Origin of the sequence: Bacillus sp. (in: firmicutes) (assembly GCA_017656295.1) — a bacterium.
GTDB lineage: Bacteria > Bacillota > Bacilli > Bacillales > JACDOC01 > JACDOC01.
This window is the reverse complement of record JACDOC010000019.1, coordinates 32556-55631: the sequence shown is the minus strand read 5'-3', so window position 1 is coordinate 55631 and position 23076 is coordinate 32556. Positions and strand designations below refer to the sequence as shown.

General features: G+C 39.4%; 23 protein-coding genes and 2 tRNA genes. 2 read left to right on the top strand and 23 right to left on the bottom strand.

Annotated features, from left to right (window positions below):
- Window positions 1–467: 467 nt before the first annotated feature.
- The 19 genes from lysS to spoIIE form a co-directional block, all read right to left on the bottom strand.
- Entirely contained in the window at window positions 468–1955 is a 1488-nt protein-coding gene (lysS, locus tag H0Z31_12995) for a lysine--tRNA ligase (GenBank protein ID MBO8178358.1), read from the bottom strand.
- A gap of 200 nt (window positions 1956–2155) precedes the next feature.
- Entirely contained in the window at window positions 2156–3154 is a 999-nt protein-coding gene (gene dusB, locus H0Z31_12990; protein MBO8178357.1) for a tRNA dihydrouridine synthase DusB, read from the bottom strand.
- Between the two features lie 13 nt (window positions 3155–3167).
- Window positions 3168–3392 carry a helix-turn-helix transcriptional regulator gene (locus H0Z31_12985; protein MBO8178356.1) on the bottom strand — a complete coding sequence of 75 codons (225 nt, stop codon included), beginning with the start codon at window positions 3390–3392 and terminating at the stop codon, window positions 3168–3170.
- Window positions 3344–3871 (bottom strand): 2-amino-4-hydroxy-6-hydroxymethyldihydropteridine diphosphokinase, encoded by a 528-nt coding sequence (gene folK, locus H0Z31_12980; protein ID MBO8178355.1) that lies wholly within the window; start codon window positions 3869–3871, stop codon window positions 3344–3346. Before folK ends, H0Z31_12985 begins: the two co-directional genes overlap by 49 nt.
- Complete coding sequence (folB, locus tag H0Z31_12975) at window positions 3864–4232, bottom strand: dihydroneopterin aldolase (protein ID MBO8178354.1); 369 nt, start codon at window positions 4230–4232, stop codon at window positions 3864–3866. Before folB ends, folK begins: the two co-directional genes overlap by 8 nt.
- Window positions 4225–5058: a dihydropteroate synthase gene (gene folP / locus H0Z31_12970; protein MBO8178353.1), complete on the bottom strand. Its 834-nt coding sequence runs from the start codon at window positions 5056–5058 to the stop codon at window positions 4225–4227. Before folP ends, folB begins: the two co-directional genes overlap by 8 nt.
- Window positions 5059–5070: 12 nt before the next feature.
- Window positions 5071–5928, bottom strand: a complete 858-nt coding sequence (pabC, locus tag H0Z31_12965) for an aminodeoxychorismate lyase (protein ID MBO8178352.1) — start codon at window positions 5926–5928, stop codon at window positions 5071–5073.
- Between the two features lie 15 nt (window positions 5929–5943).
- Window positions 5944–6528 (bottom strand): aminodeoxychorismate/anthranilate synthase component II, encoded by a 585-nt coding sequence (pabA, locus tag H0Z31_12960; protein MBO8178351.1) that lies wholly within the window; start codon window positions 6526–6528, stop codon window positions 5944–5946.
- The gene (locus H0Z31_12955; protein MBO8178350.1) at window positions 6512–7909 is read right to left on the bottom strand and encodes an anthranilate synthase component I family protein; all 1398 of its coding nucleotides are present in this window, start codon (window positions 7907–7909) and stop codon (window positions 6512–6514) included. Before H0Z31_12955 ends, pabA begins: the two co-directional genes overlap by 17 nt.
- A 476-nt stretch (window positions 7910–8385) precedes the next feature.
- Window positions 8386–9312, bottom strand: a complete 927-nt coding sequence (gene cysK, locus H0Z31_12950; GenBank protein ID MBO8178349.1) for a cysteine synthase A — start codon at window positions 9310–9312, stop codon at window positions 8386–8388.
- Window positions 9313–9477: 165 nt separating this feature from the next.
- A complete protein-coding gene (locus H0Z31_12945) occupies window positions 9478–10371 on the bottom strand; it encodes a peptidyl-prolyl cis-trans isomerase (GenBank protein ID MBO8178348.1) in 894 nt (297 codons plus the stop codon).
- Between the two features lie 23 nt (window positions 10372–10394).
- The gene (gene hslO / locus H0Z31_12940) at window positions 10395–11273 is read right to left on the bottom strand and encodes an Hsp33 family molecular chaperone HslO (protein ID MBO8178347.1); all 879 of its coding nucleotides are present in this window, start codon (window positions 11271–11273) and stop codon (window positions 10395–10397) included.
- Between the two features lie 18 nt (window positions 11274–11291).
- Window positions 11292–12059 (bottom strand): type III pantothenate kinase, encoded by a 768-nt coding sequence (locus H0Z31_12935; GenBank protein MBO8178346.1) that lies wholly within the window; start codon window positions 12057–12059, stop codon window positions 11292–11294.
- Window positions 12060–12199: 140 nt separating this feature from the next.
- On the bottom strand, window positions 12200–14188 hold the full coding sequence (locus tag H0Z31_12930; protein MBO8178345.1) for an ATP-dependent metallopeptidase FtsH/Yme1/Tma family protein: 1989 nt from the start codon (window positions 14186–14188) through the stop codon (window positions 12200–12202).
- Window positions 14189–14316: 128 nt separating this feature from the next.
- The gene (hpt, locus tag H0Z31_12925) at window positions 14317–14856 is read right to left on the bottom strand and encodes a hypoxanthine phosphoribosyltransferase (GenBank protein ID MBO8178344.1); all 540 of its coding nucleotides are present in this window, start codon (window positions 14854–14856) and stop codon (window positions 14317–14319) included.
- A gap of 26 nt (window positions 14857–14882) precedes the next feature.
- A complete protein-coding gene (gene tilS, locus H0Z31_12920; protein ID MBO8178343.1) occupies window positions 14883–16271 on the bottom strand; it encodes a tRNA lysidine(34) synthetase TilS in 1389 nt (462 codons plus the stop codon).
- 88 nt (window positions 16272–16359) lie between these two features.
- On the bottom strand, window positions 16360–17337 hold the full coding sequence (locus H0Z31_12915; protein MBO8178342.1) for a protein kinase family protein: 978 nt from the start codon (window positions 17335–17337) through the stop codon (window positions 16360–16362).
- Window positions 17306–18040: a VWA domain-containing protein gene (locus H0Z31_12910; GenBank protein MBO8178341.1), complete on the bottom strand. Its 735-nt coding sequence runs from the start codon at window positions 18038–18040 to the stop codon at window positions 17306–17308. The genes H0Z31_12915 and H0Z31_12910 overlap by 32 nt, the downstream gene beginning before the upstream one ends.
- 68 nt (window positions 18041–18108) lie before the next feature.
- Window positions 18109–20595 (bottom strand): stage II sporulation protein E, encoded by a 2487-nt coding sequence (gene spoIIE, locus H0Z31_12905; protein ID MBO8178340.1) that lies wholly within the window; start codon window positions 20593–20595, stop codon window positions 18109–18111.
- A 285-nt stretch (window positions 20596–20880) separates the two neighbouring features.
- On the opposite strand from spoIIE, the gene H0Z31_12900 reads away from it, so the two are divergent.
- Window positions 20881–20957, top strand: a tRNA-Met gene (locus H0Z31_12900).
- A 6-nt stretch (window positions 20958–20963) separates the two neighbouring features.
- A tRNA-Glu gene (locus H0Z31_12895) sits at window positions 20964–21035 on the top strand.
- A gap of 160 nt (window positions 21036–21195) precedes the next feature.
- On the opposite strand, the gene H0Z31_12890 is transcribed toward H0Z31_12895, so the two are convergent.
- The 4 genes from H0Z31_12890 to yabP all read right to left on the bottom strand — a co-directional run bounded on the left by H0Z31_12890 (window position 21196) and on the right by yabP (window position 23026).
- Window positions 21196–21588 carry an RNA-binding protein S1 gene (locus H0Z31_12890; protein MBO8178339.1) on the bottom strand — a complete coding sequence of 131 codons (393 nt, stop codon included), beginning with the start codon at window positions 21586–21588 and terminating at the stop codon, window positions 21196–21198.
- 73 nt (window positions 21589–21661) lie between these two features.
- Window positions 21662–22066 carry a septum formation initiator family protein gene (locus H0Z31_12885; GenBank protein MBO8178338.1) on the bottom strand — a complete coding sequence of 135 codons (405 nt, stop codon included), beginning with the start codon at window positions 22064–22066 and terminating at the stop codon, window positions 21662–21664.
- Window positions 22067–22079: 13 nt separating this feature from the next.
- The gene (gene yabQ, locus H0Z31_12880; GenBank protein MBO8178337.1) at window positions 22080–22724 is read right to left on the bottom strand and encodes a spore cortex biosynthesis protein YabQ; all 645 of its coding nucleotides are present in this window, start codon (window positions 22722–22724) and stop codon (window positions 22080–22082) included.
- Window positions 22721–23026: a sporulation protein YabP gene (yabP, locus tag H0Z31_12875; protein ID MBO8178336.1), complete on the bottom strand. Its 306-nt coding sequence runs from the start codon at window positions 23024–23026 to the stop codon at window positions 22721–22723. Before yabP ends, yabQ begins: the two co-directional genes overlap by 4 nt.
- Window positions 23027–23076 lie beyond the last annotated feature (50 nt).

The window sequence follows — 23076 nt, the reverse complement described above, 5'->3', positions numbered from 1 at the left end:
GCACGCCGCCAGCGTTCGTCCTGAGCCAGGATCAAACTCTCCGAAAAAGTTTGATAGAAAGACTCAAATTCATTGACATTGACGCTTCGTTTTGTTTAGTTTTCAAGGATCAATTGCCACCGCCTTTTTGACAGCGACTTTTATAATATATAACATTCGATCCGTTGTGTCAACAACTTTTTTTATTTTTTTGTTCGTTGCTTTGTTACATCGTAGCAACGAGTATTAATATAGCACCTTTCAAAAAAGGATGCAATAGTATTTTTATATTTTTTTAATAAAAAATTTTTCCTGATAGTCAGTTATTGAAAGATGTAAGAAAAATACTGTAATCATGGGATTTTATTAGGTTTCACTATAGATAATATGAACGTGAATTTATTATATTTTAGAAAACAAAAACACTTCAATTAAAAAATAATTAAGGGGATGCTCTACCTTTCGTAGACATCCCCTTTTTTCTTCGATTAGTCACGATGACGCATAAGCGGGAATAATAAGACATCACGAATAGATGGAGAATTTGTTAATAGCATAACCAGACGATCCACACCGATACCTAAACCACCTGTTGGCGGCATTCCGTATTCAAGTGCTTCTATAAAGTCTTCATCCATCATGTGTGCTTCGTCGTTTCCTGCTTCACGCTCTTTTAATTGGGCTTCAAAGCGCTCTTTTTGGTCGATTGGATCGTTTAACTCTGTGAACGCGTTCGCATGTTCACGTCCAACGATAAAGAGCTCAAAACGATCTGTAAAACGTGGATCTTCATCGTTTTTCTTTGCTAATGGTGAAATTTCTACCGGATGGCCATAAATAAATGTCGGTTGAATCAATTTGTCTTCTACTTTTTGCTCGAAGAATTCATTTACAATATGACCGAATTCCATATTTTCTTTGATTTCAACACCGTGTTCTTTTGCGAGCTGACGGGCTTCTTCGTCAGACATCTGTTGCCAGAAGTCTACACCAGTGTATTCTTTAATAGCATCTACCATATGTAGACGACGCCATTCTGGTTCTAGATTAACCGTATGTTCCCCATATTGAACAGTCGTTGTGCCAAGCACTTCTTTTGCAATATGAGCGATTAAGTTTTCAGTTAGCTTCATAATATCTCGATAGTCAGCATACGCTTGGTACAACTCAATCATCGTGAACTCAGGATTGTGGCGTGTAGAAATCCCTTCGTTACGGAATACACGTCCGATTTCATACACTTTTTCTAGTCCACCAACAATTAGACGTTTAAGGTGAAGTTCAATGGCGATACGCATATAAAGTGGCATATCAAGCGCGTTATGATGAGTAATGAACGGACGGGCTGCCGCTCCTCCTGCAATTGCGTGCATCATTGGTGTTTCTACTTCCAAGAAACCTTGTTCATCTAAATAACGGCGCATCGCTTGAATAATTTTGCTTCGCATAATAAACGTTTGTTTGCTTTCCGGATTCATGATTAAATCAAGATAACGCTGACGATAACGTTGCTCCACATCTTTTAAACCGTGGAATTTATCAGGAAGTGGACGTAGTGATTTTGTTAAAAGTTCAAATTGTTTCGCTTTAACCGAAAGTTCTCCGACTTTGGTTTTAAATACAGTACCAGTAATACCAACAATATCGCCAAGATCTGCTGAATCAAAAATGGTATAACTGTCTTCACCAACAGCATCTTTACGTACATAAATTTGGATTTGACCAGTTAAATCTTGAATGTGTGCAAATCCAGCTTTTCCTTTTCCGCGTTTAGTCATTATACGGCCAGCAATCGTGACTTCTACATTTTTTTCCTCAAGCTCTTCTTTTGTTAATTCTCCGTATAAGTCTTTTAGCTCTTGGGCACTATGTGTGCGCTCAAAGCGTTTACCAAATGGATCGATACCTTGCTCACGCAATTGGTTCATTTTTTCTCGTCTTACACGTAGTTGATCGTTTAATTCTTCAAAACTCATGTTTTCTCACTCCAATATACGTTATTTAGTTATTACGTACAGACGATGTTAAAAGAATAAATCTTTAATTATCCTAACACTTTTTTTGTTTAATTTGTATAAAAAACTGCCAGCTTCTCACTGGCAGTTATCAACTTTCTAGCATATTTATTTCACATTTAGGAAACAACTATACGAAAAATAGGGAAATACGACGTATATTAACTAATCTGTTGGATGGCTTCGCGAGCTTCTACTTCCTCTACTAATTGATCTAATAGACGAACTAACTCCTCTCGAGTGTTACATTCATTAATTGCTTTCCGTGCTTTCGCATTTCCACGAATACCTTTTAAGTACCAAGAAGCATGTTTTCTCATTTCACGAACAGCAATTTCTTCGCCCTTTAGACCAATTAAGCGGTCGAGATGAAGCTTACATACATCAATTTTTTCACGGACAGAAGGCTCACCAATTAATTCTCCTGTTTCTAAATATTTCACCGTACGATAAATGATCCATGGATTTCCTAAGGCCGCACGACCAATCATAACACCGTCACAACCAGTTTCATCTAACATACGTTTGGCATCTTGTGGTGTTTGGACATCTCCGTTACCTATAACCGGAATGTTCACCGCTTGTTTAACCTCGCGAATGATGTCCCAGTTAGCCTTTCCTTCATACATTTGGACACGAGTTCGACCGTGTAAAGCAACTGCTTGACCCCCCGCACGTTCTACCGCTTGGGCATTTTCTACCGCATAAATATGCTCTTCGTCCCAACCCATGCGCATTTTGACCGTAACTGGTTTCTCGACCGCATCTACAACCGCAGCGACCATTTCGTAAATTTTATTTGGATCGAGTAGCCATTTTGCCCCCGCATCGCATTTCGTAATCTTTGGTACCGGACAACCCATATTAATATCGATTATATCGGCATTCGTATTCTTATCAACAAACTTAGCCGCCTCCACGAGCGTCTCTTTTTCTCCACCAAATATTTGCAGACTCATCGGCTTTTCCCGCTCGTCGATATACAACATACTTAACGTTTTTTCATTTTTAAAAATAATTCCTTTATCGCTAACCATTTCGGCATACACAAGTCCTGCTCCAAACTCTTTTACCGTCAAACGGAAAGCGGAGTTACATACCCCAGCCATTGGCGCAAGGACGACTTGGTTCTTCATTTGAATATCGCCAATTTTTAACATCACGATACCTCCTTTAGTTCGAAGTCTCATCTTCGTCCGTCGGTGACAATTCATCAACAGATACATTCAAATACGAAGCGATTTTCATCACTAAATCGTCGGAAGGGATACGATATCCCCTTTCGACCTCTCCTAGTACAGAAACAGATACACCTATTTCTTTCGCTAGCCCTTCTTGGGTATACCCTTTTAATTTTCTAAATGCGCGAATACGTCTTCCCCATTTTTCGGCTTCCATAGTCGAACTCCTTTTCTGTCCTTTAATTCGTCCAACATCTGTTGTAGCGGTTGTTGAAACGTTGGATGTTGTAACGAACGATCTATTTCCAATAGAGGTATTAACACAAACGCTCTATCTTGTAGTCGAGGATGAGGAACTATAAGCTTCTCTGTTTTCCTATTGTCATCATTATACAATAAAATGTCAAGGTCGATGGTCCGAGGCCCCCACTTCACTTCTCGTACCCGACCTAAGCTTTTTTCAATCTCTAAGCAGGTATCCAACAGTTGTTCAGGAGATAAAGTAGTTTCTATTTTTACTGCCATATTTAAAAACCTGTCCTGTTCGATATATCCTACTGGGTCCGTTTCATACACCGAAGATACATCCACTACACGAATTTGTGGATGTTCATGTAATAATTGGATCGCTTTCCGTAAAAATTCTAACCGATTCCCTAGGTTTGAGCCTAACGATAAATAAGCAACGTTACTCATCAAATCTTCCTCTCGTAATCTCTACCCCGACGGATTGATAATGACCAGGAATAGGAGGATCTGGTTTTACGAACGTGACCGTTACTTCTTTTACTAATGGGAACGTTTCTAAAATAGAGGAAGCAATCGTTTCCGCAACAGATTCAATCAACTTAAACGGCTTACCTTCCACAATATTTTTACATAGCATGTAAACTTCAGCGTAGTTGACGGAATGCTGTAATTCATCGGTCAGACCGGCTTTTTGTAAATTAAGAAAAAGCGTCACACTAACACGGAACCGTTGACCTAACCGGTTCTCTTCCTCATAAACACCGTGATAACCGTAAAACTCCATCTCTTGAATAAAAATTTTATCCATTGAATTCACACTTTCCAACAAGGACATCCATCATTTTGGTCATTCGGCTTATTTCTTTTACGTCATGGACACGAACGATTTGACACCCTTTTTGAATCCCATAACAAACTGTAGCCCCTGTCCCTTCTACGCGTTCGTTGACTGGTAAATCTAAAATTTTCCCAATCATCGACTTCCGAGATGTACCGAGTAATACCGGATAGCCTAAAGAAACGAGAACATCTAGGTGCTGCATCATTTCGATATTTTGCTTAACGTCTTTCGCAAAACCAATTCCAGGATCTAAAATAATTTGTTCATCCGTTACCCCCGCTTGTTTGGCAATAAAAATACTTTCATAGACATCTTGGATGACATCTCGTATAAATGATGAATAATCACGATTTATACGATTATGCATTAATATAATAGGGACGCCGTATTCTGCTGCCACTTTGGCGATCTCCGGTTCTTTTTTCGCTCCCCACACATCGTTAATAATATGAGCACCAGCTTCAATCGCTTGTTTGGCTGTCTCCGCTTTATACGTATCAATGGAAATGGGTACATCCACGGCCTTTGAAACTGCTTCTACAACTGGAATCACTCGCCGTAATTCTTCTTCCAACGGAACGGGCTCATGTCCTGGCCGTGTCGATTCACCGCCGATATCAATGATATCCGCTCCATCTTCCACTAATTGTTTCGCATGCTCGACCGCTTTTTCGATAGTTGTATAATGACCTCCATCCGAAAAAGAATCCGGGGTAACGTTTAAAATCCCCATAATTAACGTTTTATTTGAATAATCAAGCGTGTAATTTTTGCATTGAATCACTTGCTTCATGTACTTCCCTCCTTACAGCTCACGTTGACTCCATAAAAAGTGTGTGTATTTTCGGTATTCATTAGATAAAAATAAAGTTATTTTTCCAGTACGACCAGGTAAATCACGGTCTTCACATCGATGAACGGGTACGACCTCTTGAATGGAGTTCGTTAAAAATATTTCATCGGCATCTAGTAAGGCTTCTTTCGTAAACAACCCTTCCACCACGTCGATGGCTGCTTTCCTAAGAATTCGTAATACCAATTGACGCGTAACGCCATTTAAAATCCCTGTCTCTATCGCCGGAGTATAGACGATGTCATCTTTTACCCAAAACACGTTTGACACAATGCCTTCCGCTACCCACCCTTGTTCGGTTAAAAAAACCCCTTCAACAGAAGCTTGTTCACCAATTTCCCGTTTCGCAGCCACATTATTTAAATAATGGTGGGATTTTAATCGTTCGTTAGTTTCGGGTGTATTCCGGCGTAATTGTAAAAATTGAATGCTTTTTTCCGAACTTGCTCCAATAGGTGGAAGGGGTTTTTGAAACAAAATGACATTCGGACAGGTGTAAGGTGATACTTGTAGTCCGATCTCTCCATTTCCGGCTGACACATTTAAGCGACAATACGCATTTTTCCATCCATTTTTTTCGTACAGTTCCTTTAACATTTGAGCGACATCCGTGCGTTGAATGGATAACTCAATTTGAAGTTGTTGCAACCCCTTTTGTAGCCGATCTAAATGGTCATCGAGCAAAAAAGGATGCCCGTCATACGTTCGAAATGTTTCAAAGACACCTAATCCATATAAAAAGCCGTGGTCAAACGGAGAAATTTTCGCTTCCTCTTTTGGTATCACTTGACCATTCATGTAAATATACATCTTCCAACCCCTACATTAACGAACGAGTTCATTTTTGTAATGTTTAATAAAATTGCGTAACAATCGCTTTCCTTCTGTCGTCATAATGGACTCTGGATGAAATTGAACCCCTTCAATCGGAAACTCTTTATGACGAATTCCCATAATTTCGTTTTCTTCTGTCCAAGCGGTCACTTCAAAGCAATCTGGCAGCGTTTCTCTTTTTACAATTAACGAATGGTATCTAGTTGCTACAAACGGATTAGGTAAGTTCGTAAAAATCGTCTTCCCGTCATGATAGATGGAAGAGGTTTTTCCGTGCATGAGTCGGTCAGCTTGTACAACGTCCCCGCCAAACACTTGTGCAATCGATTGGTGACCAAGACAAACTCCAAATATTGGTATTTTTCCGGCGAAATGACGAATCGCTTCCATGCTAATTCCCGCTTCATTCGGACTACATGGTCCTGGAGAAATCATTAAAAAATCTGGCTGTAACTCTTCAATTTGTTGAATGGTGATTTCATCGTTTCTTTTGACGACTAACGTTTCACCAAGTTCACCTAAATATTGAACTAAGTTATACGTAAATGAGTCGTAATTATCAATCATTAATATCATTATCATATCCCCCTTCTTCCGCGAGTTCTTTAGCATTCCATAACGCTTTCGCCTTTTTTAGCGATTCTTTATATTCGTATTTCGGATTGGAGTCAATGACCACGCCAGCTCCGGCTTGAACATGGGCCAATCCGTCTTTTACAACCATTGTTCGAATAACGATGTTCAACTCCAAATCTCCATTAAAGCCAATCCAGCCAATCGAACCGGTATACACTCCTCGCCGAACCGGTTCGAGCTCTTCGATAATTTCCATCGTCCGCACCTTTGGGGCACCGGTAATCGTTCCACCAGGGAACACTGCTTCAATGAGATCATATCCATTTTTCTCTTGTGATAAGATTCCGCGAACATTGGACACAATATGCATCACATGCGAATACTTTTCAATGACCATAAATTCATTAACTTCCACAGAGCCGTATTCGCATACACGACCTAAGTCGTTTCGCTCTAAATCGACAAGCATCACATGCTCGGCACGTTCTTTTTCATTTTCGATAAGTTCATTCGCCAATTGTAAATCTTCTTCCTCATTTTTTCCGCGGGAACGGGTTCCGGCAATCGGACGTGTACTTACATAGCGGCCATCTTTTTTAATTAACAATTCCGGTGAGCCTGATACGAATTGAAACTCCGGTGTATGAAAATAACCCATATACGGAGATGGATTTAGCTTACGTAATTTTTCGTACACCCTCATCGCTGGGACAGAAAGTGGTTTCGATTGACGGACGGACAAGTTCACTTGGAACACATCCCCTTGAGAGATATAATGACGAACTTTGTCAACTGCTTTAATAAATTGCTCCTCACTCATCGACACTGACATCGGGGCCACAGTTACTTCATGATTAGGTGCCACTTCTTTCTCTTCTTGGTGTGACATTCTTATCGACCACATGTCCGTCATTTGTTGTAACACACCGGTTTCAGAAACATGTTCTTCTTTCCAAGCCAGGAGCCACAACTCTTCTTTTTCGTGATCAAAAATGTACCATTCGTCAAAAACGAGAAAATAAATAGTTGGAAGCTGTAAATCATCTTGAGCTAGCGACGGCAACTTTTCGATGTATCGAGCATAATCATAACTGATATAACCGATCGCTCCCCCTTGAAACGGCGGTAAATCTTCTCGTTTCGGCATCGTAAATTGGCTCATCCATTGTTCCATCGCCCGTAACGGCTTTCCTTCCATAAAAAAAGACGAGCCGTTTTTGTTTATTTCCACACCGTTTTCTTTTCCTACAACAATCGCAAATGGATCGATTCCGGCAATACTGAATCGTCCCCCACGGCCACTTTCTAAAAGGACGTGATGGGGCTTTGCTTTTGTTAATGCTTGATAAACAGCAAAAAACCGTTCTTTCGTATACGGCATTTTTTTATAAAAAAGGGTACGTCGACTCACTAGATGTCACTCCTTCAAAGTTTCCTTGCTTCCATCATACATGAAGTCCACAAACTTCTAAATAAGAAAAAAACAGCACATGTCAATTCTCCACTTTTAAGCCCATTTCCTATTCATAAGGCTCTACCCTAAAATAACTGTGGATAACTTTTACTGTTATTTCATTCATCGGTGTGCCGATGGCAATTGGCATGAATGTCTGTTAAACGATACGGTTGATATTATTCATTTCGCTACAGGCGGACACTTTCCGAGGGCAAGCCGCAAGCCGCTTCCCTCGCTACGCTCAAGTAAGGGTCTTGCTTGGCCTGCTGCTCCCGCTGGAAGTCGCAGCCTAAACAACTTACTAAAAATCAACAATGAAATATAACATAGCCATTCATAAAAAAACCCCTTTTGTAACGGAACAGAACCTTTCTGTTCAGTTCAAAAGAGGATGATGGTTTTTAGTCTTCAAATTGATATAGTGGCGTACTTAAATATCTTTCGCCATTACTTGGAATAATCGCCAATACTTTTTTTCCAGGACCAAGTTTTTTCGCTACTTGGATCGCTGCATAAATGGCCGCTCCAGAAGAAATGCCGCCTAATATTCCTTCCTCTCTTGCTGCTTTTCTTGCCCATTCAAACGCATCTTCTGTTTTCACTTGAATAATTTCATTATAAATCTCTGTATTTAAAATGTCTGGAACAAATCCAGCACCAATCCCCTGAATTTTATGAGGTCCTGGTTTACCACCTGATAATACAGGTGAATCTGCTGGTTCAACCGCAAAGATTTGAATGTTTGGATACGTTTCCTTCAATACTTCCCCAGCGCCAGTAATTGTTCCTCCGGTTCCAATACCAGCTACAAACGCGTCGAGTTGATCACCCATTTGTTGAACAATTTCTTTACCAGTTGTTTGACGATGAATTTCAGGATTCGCTTCATTTTTAAATTGTTGAGGCATAAAATATCCTTCTTGCTGAGCCAACTCTTCCGCTTTTTTAATTGCCCCTTTCATACCTTCTGCTCCTGGAGTTAGGACTAATTCCGCTCCGAACGCACGCAATAAATTTCGACGTTCTAAACTCATCGTATCTGGCATAACTAACACTGTTTGATATCCTTTTGCTGCCGCAATCATAGCCAAACCAATTCCCGTGTTTCCGCTCGTCGGTTCGACAATTTTTACTCCAGGCTTCAGTTTTCCTTCTTTCTCTGCCGCTTCAATCATCGATAGCGCAATCCGGTCTTTTACACTGCTCCCTGGGTTCATGTACTCAAGTTTTAAGTACACATCCGCGCATGTTTTATCTGTAATCCGATTCAGTTTGACAACAGGGGTTTCCCCAACTAACTCTGCAATAGAGTTGGCTACACGCACCATTTCCATCACCTCATAGCTATAATTATGTGATTTTCGTTAAAAAATTCCTAGTAAAGATATTGGTTTTATCATGAAAGTAACAAGTATATTTTGAATTGTCAATTAATATGATTGGTATTTTTTTGATAGATATGAATAAACGTACGAACATGTTCGTCCGTACGTTTATTCACCATAAAACCACTCAACGCCTACTTCTTCCCAAAAGCTTTCTGGGGTAAAAGTAACTTCTGATTGTTGTAAGGCCATTTGTCTCTTAATTTGTTCTTTAACTTCATCATACGTAAAAGATTTACCTTCGTTTTTCTCTTGTAATAAAATGATCGCATATCCCTCTTCATACGGAACAGGATCACTAATTTCCCCTACGTTCATCTTTTCGATTGCTTCTAAATAAGCCGGATCGATATGTGGGTGATACTTAGAAATATAACCGACTTCTCCTCCGCGACTAGCTGTTAACGAATCGATGGATCGCTCCATCGCTAAAGCGGAAAAGCTAGAGCCTTCTTCCAATTCCTTTTTCACTTCAAGTGCTTCTTCATTTGTTTTTACAACGATATGTGAAATATGATACGTTTCCGGAATTTCGTATAACTCTTTATTATCCTCATAAAATGCTTTTAATTGTTCTTCTGGAATATTGACATCTTTAATCATCAGTTTTTCTAACAACAACGTTGTTTTGATTTGACTTTTAAGCGTCTCTTCATCGAACGCTGTTTCTTGCTCATATGGATTATAAATGGATTGAATCATCGTCAATTCCCGTTCGATTTCCTCATCGGTCACTGAGACGCCGTATTTAGCAGCCACTTGTTCGATAACTTTCTCATTGACTAACTCTTTTAATACGTCAACACCATATCGCTTTTCCATTGCGAAAAGCCAGTCGCTTCGATAAATGACGTCATCTCCCACTTTTGCAACAACTTCCTTTTTCATCTCTTTTACCGGCTGTTGACTTACTTTTTCATCTTTCGTTACAAAATAAGCAACTGTTAAACAATTCGATAATAATAATACAGCAATTAAAAGCCAAAGTCGTTGATTCCTCAACTTTGCCCTCTCCCACTCAAAGTTTATTTTGCTTCTTCTTTTAATTGTTCTAGTTCTTCTTTTGAGAAATGATACGTTTCATTACAGAAGTGACACTGGACTTCCGCTTGACCATCTTCTTGTATCATCTCTTCAATTTCCTTTTTCCCTAAGCCAACAATGGCATCGGCAAAACGTTCTTTCGAACATTGGCAAGTAAATGAAACTGGCATTTGTTCGAGCACTTTTACATTTCCTTTTCCTAACAATTCTTCAAGTAATTGTTCCGGTGTTAACCCTTGTTCAATGAGCTTGGACACCGGTGGAATCGATTGCAGTCGTTGTTCAATTTCGGTAATCACGTCATCAGACGTACCTGGCATTAACTGAATAATAAATCCACCCGCCGCTAAAATCGTATTATCCGGGTTGACTAATACACCTACACCAACGGATGACGGAACTTGTTCTGAAGAAGCAAAGTAATACGTAAAATCTTCTCCTAATTCTCCAGAAACAAGTGGGACTTGGCCAGTAAAATATTCTTTCATGCCAAGGTCTTTTACAACGGTTAAAGTTCCTTCTGTCCCAACGGCGCGACGAACATCTAATTTTCCATGCTCGTTTAAATCAAAATGCGTTTGCGGATTCGTGACATATCCACGAACTTCCCCTTTCGCATTGCTGTCTACTAAAATGACACCGATAGGGCCACGTCCTTCAATTTTAATTGTTAATTTACTATCCCCTTTCAACATCGCTCCCATCATTACTCCCGCTGTCATTGCTCGACCCAATGCAGCAGAAGCTGTTGGCCATGTTTGATGTCTCCGTTGAGCTTCACCAACTGTTTTTGTTGTTCGTACCGCATACGCTCGAACTTGGCCATCGTATGCAAGTGCTTTAATTAAATAATCGTTCATCAGTTTCACCCTTTTTGTTTATTTCCTATTTCGTTTATAAATGAGTCGTAACCCTTTTAATGTTAAAAACGGATCAACAATATCGATAATATCTGATTCTTTCGCAATTAACGGGGCTAAGCCACCGGTTGCAATAACGACAGGCTCTTTTGAACTCTGCTCTTTCATTCGTTTAACAATTCCTTCAACTTGACCTACATAGCCATATAAAATCCCTGCCTGCATTGCAGCTACCGTATTTTTCCCTACAATATGATCCGGACGGGCAATTTCAATCCGCGGTAATTTCGCCGCTTTAGAATATAATGCTTCTGTGGAAATATTAATTCCAGGAGCTATAGCCCCTCCCATATACTGTTTCTCTTCATTAATGTAACAGTAGGTTGTCGCCGTCCCAAAATCAACAATAATCAAAGGGCTTCCATATTCATGGATGGCTGCTACCGCATTGACGATTCGGTCTGCACCTACTTCTCGAGGGTTATCATATTTAATATTTAATCCGGTCTTAATACCCGGTCCAACAATGAGTGGGTCAATTCCAAAATATTTTTCACACATTCGTTCTAACGCAAACATGATCGGTGGTACAACGGATGAAATAATAATTCCATCAATATGTTGAAACGTTAAACCGACATGGTCAAATAGCGATTTTAACAACATCCCGTACTCGTCTTCTGTTTTATGACGATTCGTCTCTACTCGCCAATGATATTTAAGTTCATCACCATCATATACCCCTAACACAATATTGGTATTCCCGACGTCTACAACCAAAATCAACTCTCTCACCACTTTATCCTTAGTTATTTCACACTGCCATCATCATACCATAAATTACATCGTTGAAGGGAATACAATGTTTTTTCCGTTCACACAAAAAGAGACACCGTTTGTACATACGGTGCCCCTCTTTACGTTTATTATCCTTTCTGACCATCCTCTGGATGTGTAGGCTCATTTGATTCTTTATGATCGATCGTTTCCTCTTCTTCTGAAGGTTGTTGATCATTTTCAATCTTTTTTTGAATGTTTACCCTTACGTTTTCTTTAGTTTCATCCGAATAAGAGTACTTCTCTCGTTTCGGCAGCGTTCCTTTCTCGTAAAGGTGTTTAATTTGTTCAGCATCTAACGTTTCTACTTCTAATAAAGTGTTTGCTAGAAGATCTAGTTTATCGCGGTTTTCTTGTAAAATTTTCTTCGCGCGTTCATAACATTCTTTAATGATTCGTTGAATCTCTAGGTCAATTTCATAGGCAATCGCATCCGAATAGTTTTGTTCGGAATGCAAATCACGACCAAGGAATACTTGTCCTTGAGATTGCCCGAATTGTAATGGTCCTAATTTTTCACTCATTCCAAATTCCGTTACCATACGACGAGCGATATTAGTTGCACGTTGGAAGTCGTTATGCGCGCCTGTAGATACTTCACCAAACACAATTTCTTCAGCAACACGACCACCTAATAGCCCTGTAATTTTATCTAAAAGCTCCGGTTTTGTCATAAAGTAACGATCTTCTTTCGGTAACATAACCGCATATCCACCCGCTTGACCACGAGGAACAATCGTTACCTTATGGACCATTTCCGCTTCATCTAATACAAGACCGATAATCGTATGTCCTGCTTCGTGAAAGGCGACAATCTTCCGCTCTTTTTCAGAGATAACGCGACTTTTCTTCGCTGGACCTGCGATGACACGATCCGTTGCTTCATCGATATCAGACATATCGATTTTCTTTTTATTTTGCCGAGCAGCAACTAATGCCGCCTCATTTAGTAAGTTTTCAAGATCGGCACCAGAAAAACCAGGAGTTCTCATCGCAATAGCTTTTAAATCAACCGATTCATCTAACGGTTTATTTCGAGCATGTACTCTAAGCACCGCTTCACGTCCTGTTACGTCAGGGCGATCAACCGTAATTTGACGGTCAAAGCGGCCAGGACGTAATAACGCTGGGTCAAGAATATCTGGACGGTTCGTTGCAGCGATAATAATAATCCCTTCGTTAGCACTAAATCCATCCATTTCAACTAGCAATTGGTTTAACGTTTGTTCACGTTCATCATGGCCACCACCAAGACCGGCACCACGTTGACGCCCTACCGCATCGATTTCGTCAATGAAAATAATACATGGAGCGTTTTTCTTTGCCTGTTCAAACAAATCACGAACACGCGAAGCACCGACACCGACAAACATTTCAACGAAATCGGATCCACTAATGGAGAAGAACGGAACGCCAGCTTCACCCGCAACAGCACGTGCAAGCAATGTTTTACCGGTTCCGGGAGGTCCGACAAGGAGGACACCTTTTGGAATACGAGCACCTAGCTCAGCGAATTTTCGAGGGTCCTTCAAGAACTCTACAACTTCTTCCAGCTCTTGTTTTTCTTCGTCCGCTCCTGCGACATCTTTAAAGCGTACGCGTTTTTTGTCTTCATTATAAAGTTTCGCCTTACTCTTACCAAAGTTCATAACACGGCTACCGCCGCCTTGAGCTTGGTTTAAAAGGAAGAAGAATAGAATAAAGAGAATGACAAATGGAATGATGGTCGTAAAGAAGGAGACCCATCCACTTGTTTGTTCCGCTTCTAATACTTCCACCTCAACATTCGCTTGTTGGGCAACTTCATCAATACGATCAAGCGCTCTATCACTGTTAAAAACATATGTTAAAAAATATTTATTGTCGTTTGAACTTTTCAATTCGCCTCTAATTTCATAAACGCCGTTTGACGGCTGCATCGAAAAGGACTTCACGTTATTTTTCTCAAGCTGTTCAACAAACTGATTATATGTGAGTTTTTGTGTTGCTTCATTGCTATTATTGAAGTAGCCAACTACTCCGATAATAACCAGGAATATAAGTAAATAAAATATTGTATTACGGAAGATCCGATTCATCCCTTACCTCCTCCCACATTACACACAGACTATACTAAATAGTATCATAGAAAATCATGGGATTACAACAAATTACACTTCTTACAATACAATGTCTCATCCATCCGTAAGAAAGCGCTCGTCCATGATTATTTTTTATATACTTCCGGCTTTAACACACCAATATATGGTAAATTACGATAACGTTCTGCATAATCTAAACCGTAGCCCACCACAAATTCATCTGGAACAATAAAACCAACATAATCTGCTTCAATGTTCGCTTTTCGACCAGATGGCTTATCTAAAAGAGTAACAATTTTAATGGATTTGGCTTTACGATAACGGAATAGTTCAACTAGATAGCTAAGTGTTAACCCACTATCGATAATATCCTCAATAATTAAAATGTCTCGGCCTTCTACAGATGTATCTAAGTCTTTTATAATCTTCACTTCTCCAGAAGAAACGGTAGAATTACCGTAACTAGACACGTCCATAAAGTCCATTTCTAAGTACGTATCCATACGCTTTAATAAATCGGCCATAAATGGCATAGCCCCTTTGAGAACACCAATCGCAAGTGGAAACTTATCACGGTACTCTTCTGTCAATTGTGCTGCTAATTCCTTAATCTTCTCCTGAATTTCTTCCTCTGTAATTAAAATCTTTTGAATATCTTGTTTCATGTCCATGTATGCCCCCTAGAAGATGATTACTTTTTATAGTGTAAAATATAATATGAGTTTGATTCAAAATTCATGGCTTCAAACTTAGAGCGTTTGATTCCAGGTATCCATAATATCTTCCCGGTTTGATCCGTTACAATCGGCCACTGATCCCGCTCGTATCGTGGAATTTTTTCATCGATAAAAATGTCTTTCACCTTTTTGGTTCCACCCGTTCCTTTTAAAACGATTTTATCCCCATTTTGTCTTGAACGTATGATAAGAGGTAAGGATACATCGTCTGGATGAAGATACATAACATTAGCATTCTTTTCTGGTAATGGATTCGTTTTTTTGTTTAAAGAAAATTCCATTCCATTGGCTAATCGCACCGATTCACCTACATTTAATTCCAACTGAAACGGTTGCGTGGCAAACGGCTCATATTGAAAAATGCATTGTTGATACGAGCGTAAAATTTTTAAGCCTTGGGGAAAATCAAGCTTCCCGGATGGATGAGGACTTTGTAACAGTTGCATGAATGAGTCGATATGTATGGAAGATAAGGAAGAAGGCGTTTCCTTATAAAGATAGTTTAATATTAGATGAATCCCCCTTCTTTGTAAAGACGGTGGGAGTTGAAGAAATGGAGAAATAGACAGGATCACTTTTCCCTTATCTTTTTTCCATATCTTATTCATTTTTTCAATCGTCAATTCCTGTAAAAGCGCCTCATCTTCCCTCAATTCTTCACTAAACCGTTGAAAATGCTCATGAACTCGCTCGTTCTCCTGTTTTAAAAATGGGAGAAGGTGATGGCGAAATCGATTTCGCGTATACGAATCTTTGTCATTACTCAGATCTCGACGTGGGTTTAGTTTATAAAACGAGCAATACTCTTCGATTTCAGTTTTCGATAAACATAATAATGGACGAATGATTTCCCCATGGTAAAACGGTCGTTTCACTGGTATACCTGCTCGACCACGGGAAGAACTTCCCCTTGTCAGACGCATTAAAATCGTTTCGACTTGGTCGTCCCCATGATGTCCGAGAACTAATTTGTTGTAATTCCCCGTTTCCATAATCTCTTGGAAAAACTTGTAGCGGTATAATCGGGCCGTCTCTTGTAACGACATTCGTTCAACATTCATTTTTTCTTGAATGTTAATTCGTCGAGAAAAGAAACGAATGTCCCGTTCTTTACAAAATTGTTGCACAAACTGAAGCTCCCTGTATGATTCATCTCCACGTAACATGTGATCAACATGAGCTACCGCTACTTGAACACTGTACTTTTCACGATGCATCCATATGTAATGAAGAAGGGATAAGGAATCCGGTCCACCCGATACAGCAACTAAGAGGTGATCGCCAGACTGAATCAATTGATGTCGCTTAATAAAGAAAGATACTTTTTGCTCATAGTGTAACATATTCTCGCTTGACCAACTCACTTAATCTTTATTTTTTTACATTATAGTACCATGATTCTGTCCAATTCACCAAAGGTCACTTCATCATTTATAAGAGCTGTTGAAAAATGTAAAGGGCGTACAATACACTAACTAACGTCAATACGAGAAAAGATTCCAACCATCCACCTTGATTGGTCTTTTTTACTCGTACAGATTGGATTGATACGGAAGCCGGCTGTTTTCTAGAAGCTGCTCGTCTTGCTGTCCCCTTCGGTTGTTGGTTAGATACAACAAGAGTTAGTATATCCCGACGCATATCTTCTGCTGAACGATATTGACCATGAAGGGCTTTGAAGATGATGAAGCGATATGGTTGCAATGTCGGGCTTTGTTTTATGACATGTAGCAATTGGTTTTTTCCATCCCCTTGTTTTTGAAACCGTCGCGGGTAAGCGATATTCACTATGACCATGGCTACACTAAACAAATCATAGGATGGCTCTGCTTTACGAGTTCCATACCCCCAATAACCTCTATCAAAAAATTCCGTAAATTCTTTCACGGCTCTACCGATAGGTGTCGTTCCCCCCACATCGATACAACGAATGCGATTAGAAGGCTGCGTAACGATTAAGTTCTCTGGCTTAATATCGCCAAATACCCATCCTTCTTTATGTAAACGTTCTAAATCTCTTAACAATTGACTGAGAAGTACAGGAATCCACGCTGTTCCTTTTTTCTGAATAAACGTTAATAAATCCTCACCTTGAATATATTCCATTACATAAAATGGAATCATCCCCGTTATTCTTTGCCAATCATCGACATCTAATAAAGAAGGTCCGAGGGCTGACCCCTGGACCTTGGAAAAAGCTTTCAACACGTTAACTTCTGATGTCACCGTCATGTGATCATTACTCATCTTTAAAGCGACATAACCGAAAGAACTTTGAGCTAAATAAACTGTCCCATTGGCTCCAAACCCTAGCTCTTTTACAATCGTATATTTGTTATGGTGCCACTTACCAGAGACCACCGTCCCCCGTGAAAACTTAAATGGATTCTTCGAAATATTGTTCATCATCGTTCGTCAATAGTCCCCTTAACGAGCGTTTTTTCTTGAAATGGGAAAGTGCTTCTTTAATAGCAGGACCAGTAGGTGTGATTCCACCTGTCGTTAATTTTGGAAAGATACTTGTCAATGCTTCGAGCTTTGGCGTCCAATCTAGCAATTTTTCGACATCTTTTTTCCCAGGAAATACAAACACGGCGTACCGATTATCTCCCGTTCGGGCATTTAAGCTTAACGAAAGGTCTAATAAGGCCTCTTTCACCGTTGGGAGCTTATGTTTCATACTGGCGCTTGTATCGACAAGAATCAACACTTCTAAATCGACAGTTTCCCCTAATTCATCCACGATTTCCATCACTTCTCCTCTCTTTTCTGGAGGAAGCTCTTCCATCGTCACGTTGTTACCTAAAATTTGTTTTAATTCCCTATTCACCACTCCTTGCAATGTTTGGGTCATAGCTTTTCGAGTCACCATTTGGACCGTTTGTGACAGCTGTTGCGCATAAACAACTTGGCTTACACCGCCTCCTGAAAGGGCAATCCCTTCAATTTCTTGCATACCTTGGTCATCAATTACATCTTGTTCCATGACTCCAATGACGTTGACCGTAATTCCTTGTTCTTTTGCCAAGGCGGCCATCGCAATGGGATCTTCGCCATAGTTTGAACATCCATCGGTGATTAATAAAATTTGCCGTAATGTGCCTGTCTTCAACAGACTCCCCTCCTAGTATGTAGTTGTTACCATCATCGCCGATTGAGAGGGGATTTATACTTCTCCTACTATGAAATTCTCTTTTTCTTACTTAACGCGGTCAATGGAATAGTAGCCCATTTCGGCATATTATGCTTTACTTGAGCCACTACAATGGTCATATCATCATCAATATCTCCTTCTTTCGTTCGAATAACTTCTTCCATAATTAAGTCGGCTATTTCTTGCGGATCATTTGTCTCTAGTTCTCGTATTTTTCTTCTCATCCACAACTCGTAATTTTCAACGTGCTTCGGTCCTTCAAAAATGCCATCACTCATCATAATGAGTAAATCCCCTGACTTTAATTGTTCAGAAACGGTATCAACCTCCATATCTTGTAAGATTCCCATCGGTAAATTTCCTGCCTCTACTTTCATCACTTTATCCCCTCGTTTAATAAAGCTTGGGGTAGAACCAACTTTTAAAAAGTTGACTTTTGCATCTTGTAAATCAATCATCGCTAAATCAAGAGTAGAAAACACTTCATCTGTTGTACGTAGAGACAAAATAGAGTTAACCGATTTGATGGCTAATTTTTCATCAATTCCCGATTTGAGAATGTATTGTAATAACCGAAGCGTTTCATTGCTTTCATGGTGTGCACGCTCGCCATTCCCCATTCCATCACTTATGGCAATAGCGAATTTACCTACATCTAACTCAATCATCGAATAACTATCTCCCGAAACAAGCCCTCCTCCTTTGGCTGCATGAGCCACTCCTGTTTCTACAACAAACTTTTTCGCGGATCGGAATGTGACATGACAGAACCCATTGGGAAATGAAGCGCACTCTTCTTTATGCACGATAATCGTTTCCCCTAGAATATCTGACAACATAGGGGCAATGAGTTTTTCTCCTTCACCGTGTCCCTGACAATAGGGAATCATCATATCAATATCAACATTTCCTTGCTCTAAACTATAAATATCCACTTGCTCTACTTGAACACCAAAATCTTCTAACGCTTCAAAAATCATTTCCTCTTGTCGTTGCATATTTTCGCGTTCTTTTTGTATTTCTTTCGCAAAATCTTCCATGACGATTGACACGCCTAACAGTTGTTCTGCAACTAATTTTCGACTTTCTTGCACTTGTTTTTTCAATTTTTGGTTGGCCTTAAAGTACGTTATCTCTTGTTCAATGGCTTTGATGACCTTTTTGGACCTAGTGCAATGCTTGTCCAATTCACGTTGGGTACGATGAGATAAAGTCCCTTTACCTTCATCAATTTCGTACATAATCTCCCGCATTAAATCATACGTTGTATTAAAGTTCTTTACCCAACATTGCTCTTTACGAAAACACGTTTGACATGTTTTTTCCGTTACGTTGCTTAAAAAGAAATCAAATTCCCTTTCTTCTTGCTCTTCCCTTTGATCATGATCGTATTGCGAAAAGCTTTTTGATAGTGCTTGAAACACGTTAGAAAATTGGGATACACGTTGTGCCGTGACATCTCGAATTTTCCTCATGTACTGTTGCTGTTCCAACGCATACTCTTGCGTACCTGGGATATACTTCGCTACCGTTTCCATAAAAAGTTTCGGAGTAAGGAAAAACAAAACGACGGCCAAGGCAGATTCATAAAGCGTTTGCGTAAGTACTCCATCCATTTCTCCGTACATACCGATGAGTAACGTCGCAATAAATAATCCTGAGGCAGCACCTAATTTATTTCCTTCTTTCAGCAGTCCTCCTAACAATCCCGCAAAAGCGAGTAAGCTCATTTGGTAAAAACTTGAAATATTTGCTAAGCTAAATATGAGACCTGTAACCACTCCAACCGTTGAACCAAGCGTAGCACCTGCAATAAAAGCAAATACGAGAACCAAATAGCGTGACAAAATATGTTCAATGGATAAATCATAAATACTCCATCCAATCGTTCCGGTTAACACCGATGCTAACATGATAATGACACATACAATTTCTTCTGTTTTAAGTATTTTTTTTCTTTTTGTAGGGGTAAATAGTGGGAGACATTGTAAAAATATTAATGTCAAAATAAAGGATAAACTTGCTTCTACACCCGTCATCATTCCATCATATAATGTAAGCTGCCGACTACTTTCTATATAAGTGAACGATAGTTTCGTTCCTGTCGTGACAAAAAAGACGAGAAAAGGCAAGGAACGAAGATGGTCTTTTCGCCAGCTTTCCGTAATTTTAAAAATAATTAAAAATAAAGTGGTACTAATAAAAACATAGACCATGTTTGTGAATGAAATGGTGAGGGAGCCTGCTAACAGACCGATCAATGCAAAAGGAGACTTGTCTCTTCTTAACATATACATAGATGCAAAAAACGGAAGAACAAAAGGTGTTAAGTGTGATAAAATGAGGGCCCGTCCAAGTAAAAATCCAATCAATATAAATACTAAGCCTCTTTGAATCAATACGTTCCCTAGTTTTAGCCAAAACCATTTTCCCCATTCGGCGAGTTGTACCTTCGTTTGAGCCACGTTGACCTCATTTAACGGCTCGACCAAACTCCGTTCCGTTTTTGCCATTTTTTAACACTCCCCTAATCGAATATTGTTATGCTCTATTTTAAAGGGGACTAGCTTCAAAGTTTGTCAAAATGACAGGTGTAAACGAAAGAATTTTTCGACTATTTTCTCTACTAACACTCCTTTCCTATCGTGTAAAATTTTAAGGAAATAATGAAAAAAGATTGATAGAATGCCTGTTTTGGTAAATTGTTTCCAATTATTTTTAATAAATTTCTTTTAAAAAACCGTTGACATTATTCGAGGTTCTTTGTATTATTTTCATTGTGCTTTGCAAAATAGTTTGGCGGCGTAGCTCAGCTGGCTAGAGCGTACGGTTCATACCCGTGAGGTCGGGGGTTCGATCCCCTCCGCCGCCACCAAATTATGGCCCGTTGGTCAAGTGGTTAAGACACCGCCCTTTCACGGCGGTAACACGGGTTCGAATCCCGTACGGGTCATCGGCAAAAAAGACTAAGGAACGAAAGTCCTAGCGGCTTTCCGACCTTAGTCTTTTTGTTTTTTCGAAAAAATATTAGTCATTAAAAAAAGCAGGCAATGCCTGCTTGGTGTGACGCCAAACTACACGTTCCAACCTGCTATGTTTACATAGACAGCAAGTTAACCTCGTCTAGCACCTCGACCACCACGTCTAGATTCCGTATGACGCTTCAATGAAGAAAGTCTGTCTTCACTTTCTTTTAAAAATTTAGCCATTTTTTGTTCAAAGCTCTCTTTTGAACGATCATGAGCTCTTCCATGGCGTGGACGATGGGATTGTTCCTTTGCTTTACGAATAGATAACCCAATTTTCCCATCTTTCTCAACGTTAATTACTTTTACTTCGACTTGATCCCCAACTTTTAAGTGATCGTTAATGTCCTTTACGTAATTATCAGCTACCTCACTAATGTGAACTAGCCCCGTTGAGCCTTCCGGTAACTCGACAAACGCCCCGAAATGTGTGATGCCGGTTACTTTTCCTTGTAACTTGCTGCCTACTTCAATTGACATAAAAAGAATGTTCCTCCTTAAAATTTAAAAAATAAAACTTTTTATATATTATAGCTAAGCAGAAAAAAGCGTGTCAATAAGACGAATCTTCTTCTTTTTCCTTATCATCTTTTTCTGGCAAGTTAAAAATAATTTCACCTTGATCTGATAAGAAGTATTCTCGACGAGCTAATTTCGCTATGTATTCGTCATCGTTTAACTTCACAATTTCCTCTTTTAATAATTCTCCCTCTTTTTCCAAAGCAGCTAACTTTTTCTCAAGCTGTTCTTTTTGAGCTAATTTTTCTTCAAGTAAAGTATGACGGGAAAGGAGAGAAGAAATAAGAGCATAGGAGACAACAATGACGAACATAAAAAATACTGTTAGTCGACGCACTAAACGCTTCTTTTGCTTGTTCACATATTGTTGACGTATCTTATGCTGTTCCATATACGAATTTTGCAAAGTAGCGACTTTCCGTTGCCGTAATGCTCCCACAATTCTCTCCTCCTTATTGTTTCTTGTTCAAAAACCACTGTTTCATTGAAGTCCATCGTTTATACATATAATTCGTAAAATAGTAGAAATATCCTGCAAAGATATTATATAACTTCTCGACGTTATTTGTAAGACGTTTCGGCAAAAGTCTCCAGAAATGAACAGAAAGCTTCACAAAAGGAGCTATTCCAATTCTTAGGACCCACCATAATACGGTTCCTGTCGTTTTTACAAGAGACCAAAGTAACTGAATCACAAATAAACTAAAAGCAATTAAAAGATGAATAATCCATATTACTGGACGAATTAGGAAAATATTCACTGCTTTAACCATTCCTCGATAAATCGAAATGACCATTGAAATAATCATTTCTAGTAATTTTACATAGAAATTACGCAGTAGTGCTTGATAGGCAGCAAACCCACATAACAGCGCAAGAAAAATGTAAAAACGTACTTCTCCGTAATTGACTTGGAAAAGGATAAGAAATAATAGTAACCCTTGCACGAGCCAAAACAATACGTCGTTCACAAACACGATCCATCGTTTTCGATGAGCACGATTTAAAAAACGTTGATACGTATCAAGCGCGGCACCAAAAAAGCTTCCCATGAGAATCATGGCAAGCATCGTATAAAATTGAACCGTTAAACTCATCGAAACAACTTGCTAAAGAACCCTTTAGCTTTCTCCCCTTGAGGTTCATCTAAATAAACGAGATCATAAATTTTCCCCTTAATGGACACAATCCCTTTATCTACATCTAAATTTTTCATCTGCAAATTTTGCCCTCTAATCGCTAAAAATCCCATGACTGTTTCTAATAAAAATTCCTCATTATCAAAGCTTTCTACTTGTTTGACACCCGTTATATCTAACAGCTTTCTCCCACGCATAATAACGTCATGCTCATTGACTGCTTGTTTTTGCACGGAGTTTGGATCATAATACTGATTCATTCCTATCCCTCACTTTTACATAGTACAGGCTTTGTATTCATCCTATGAGG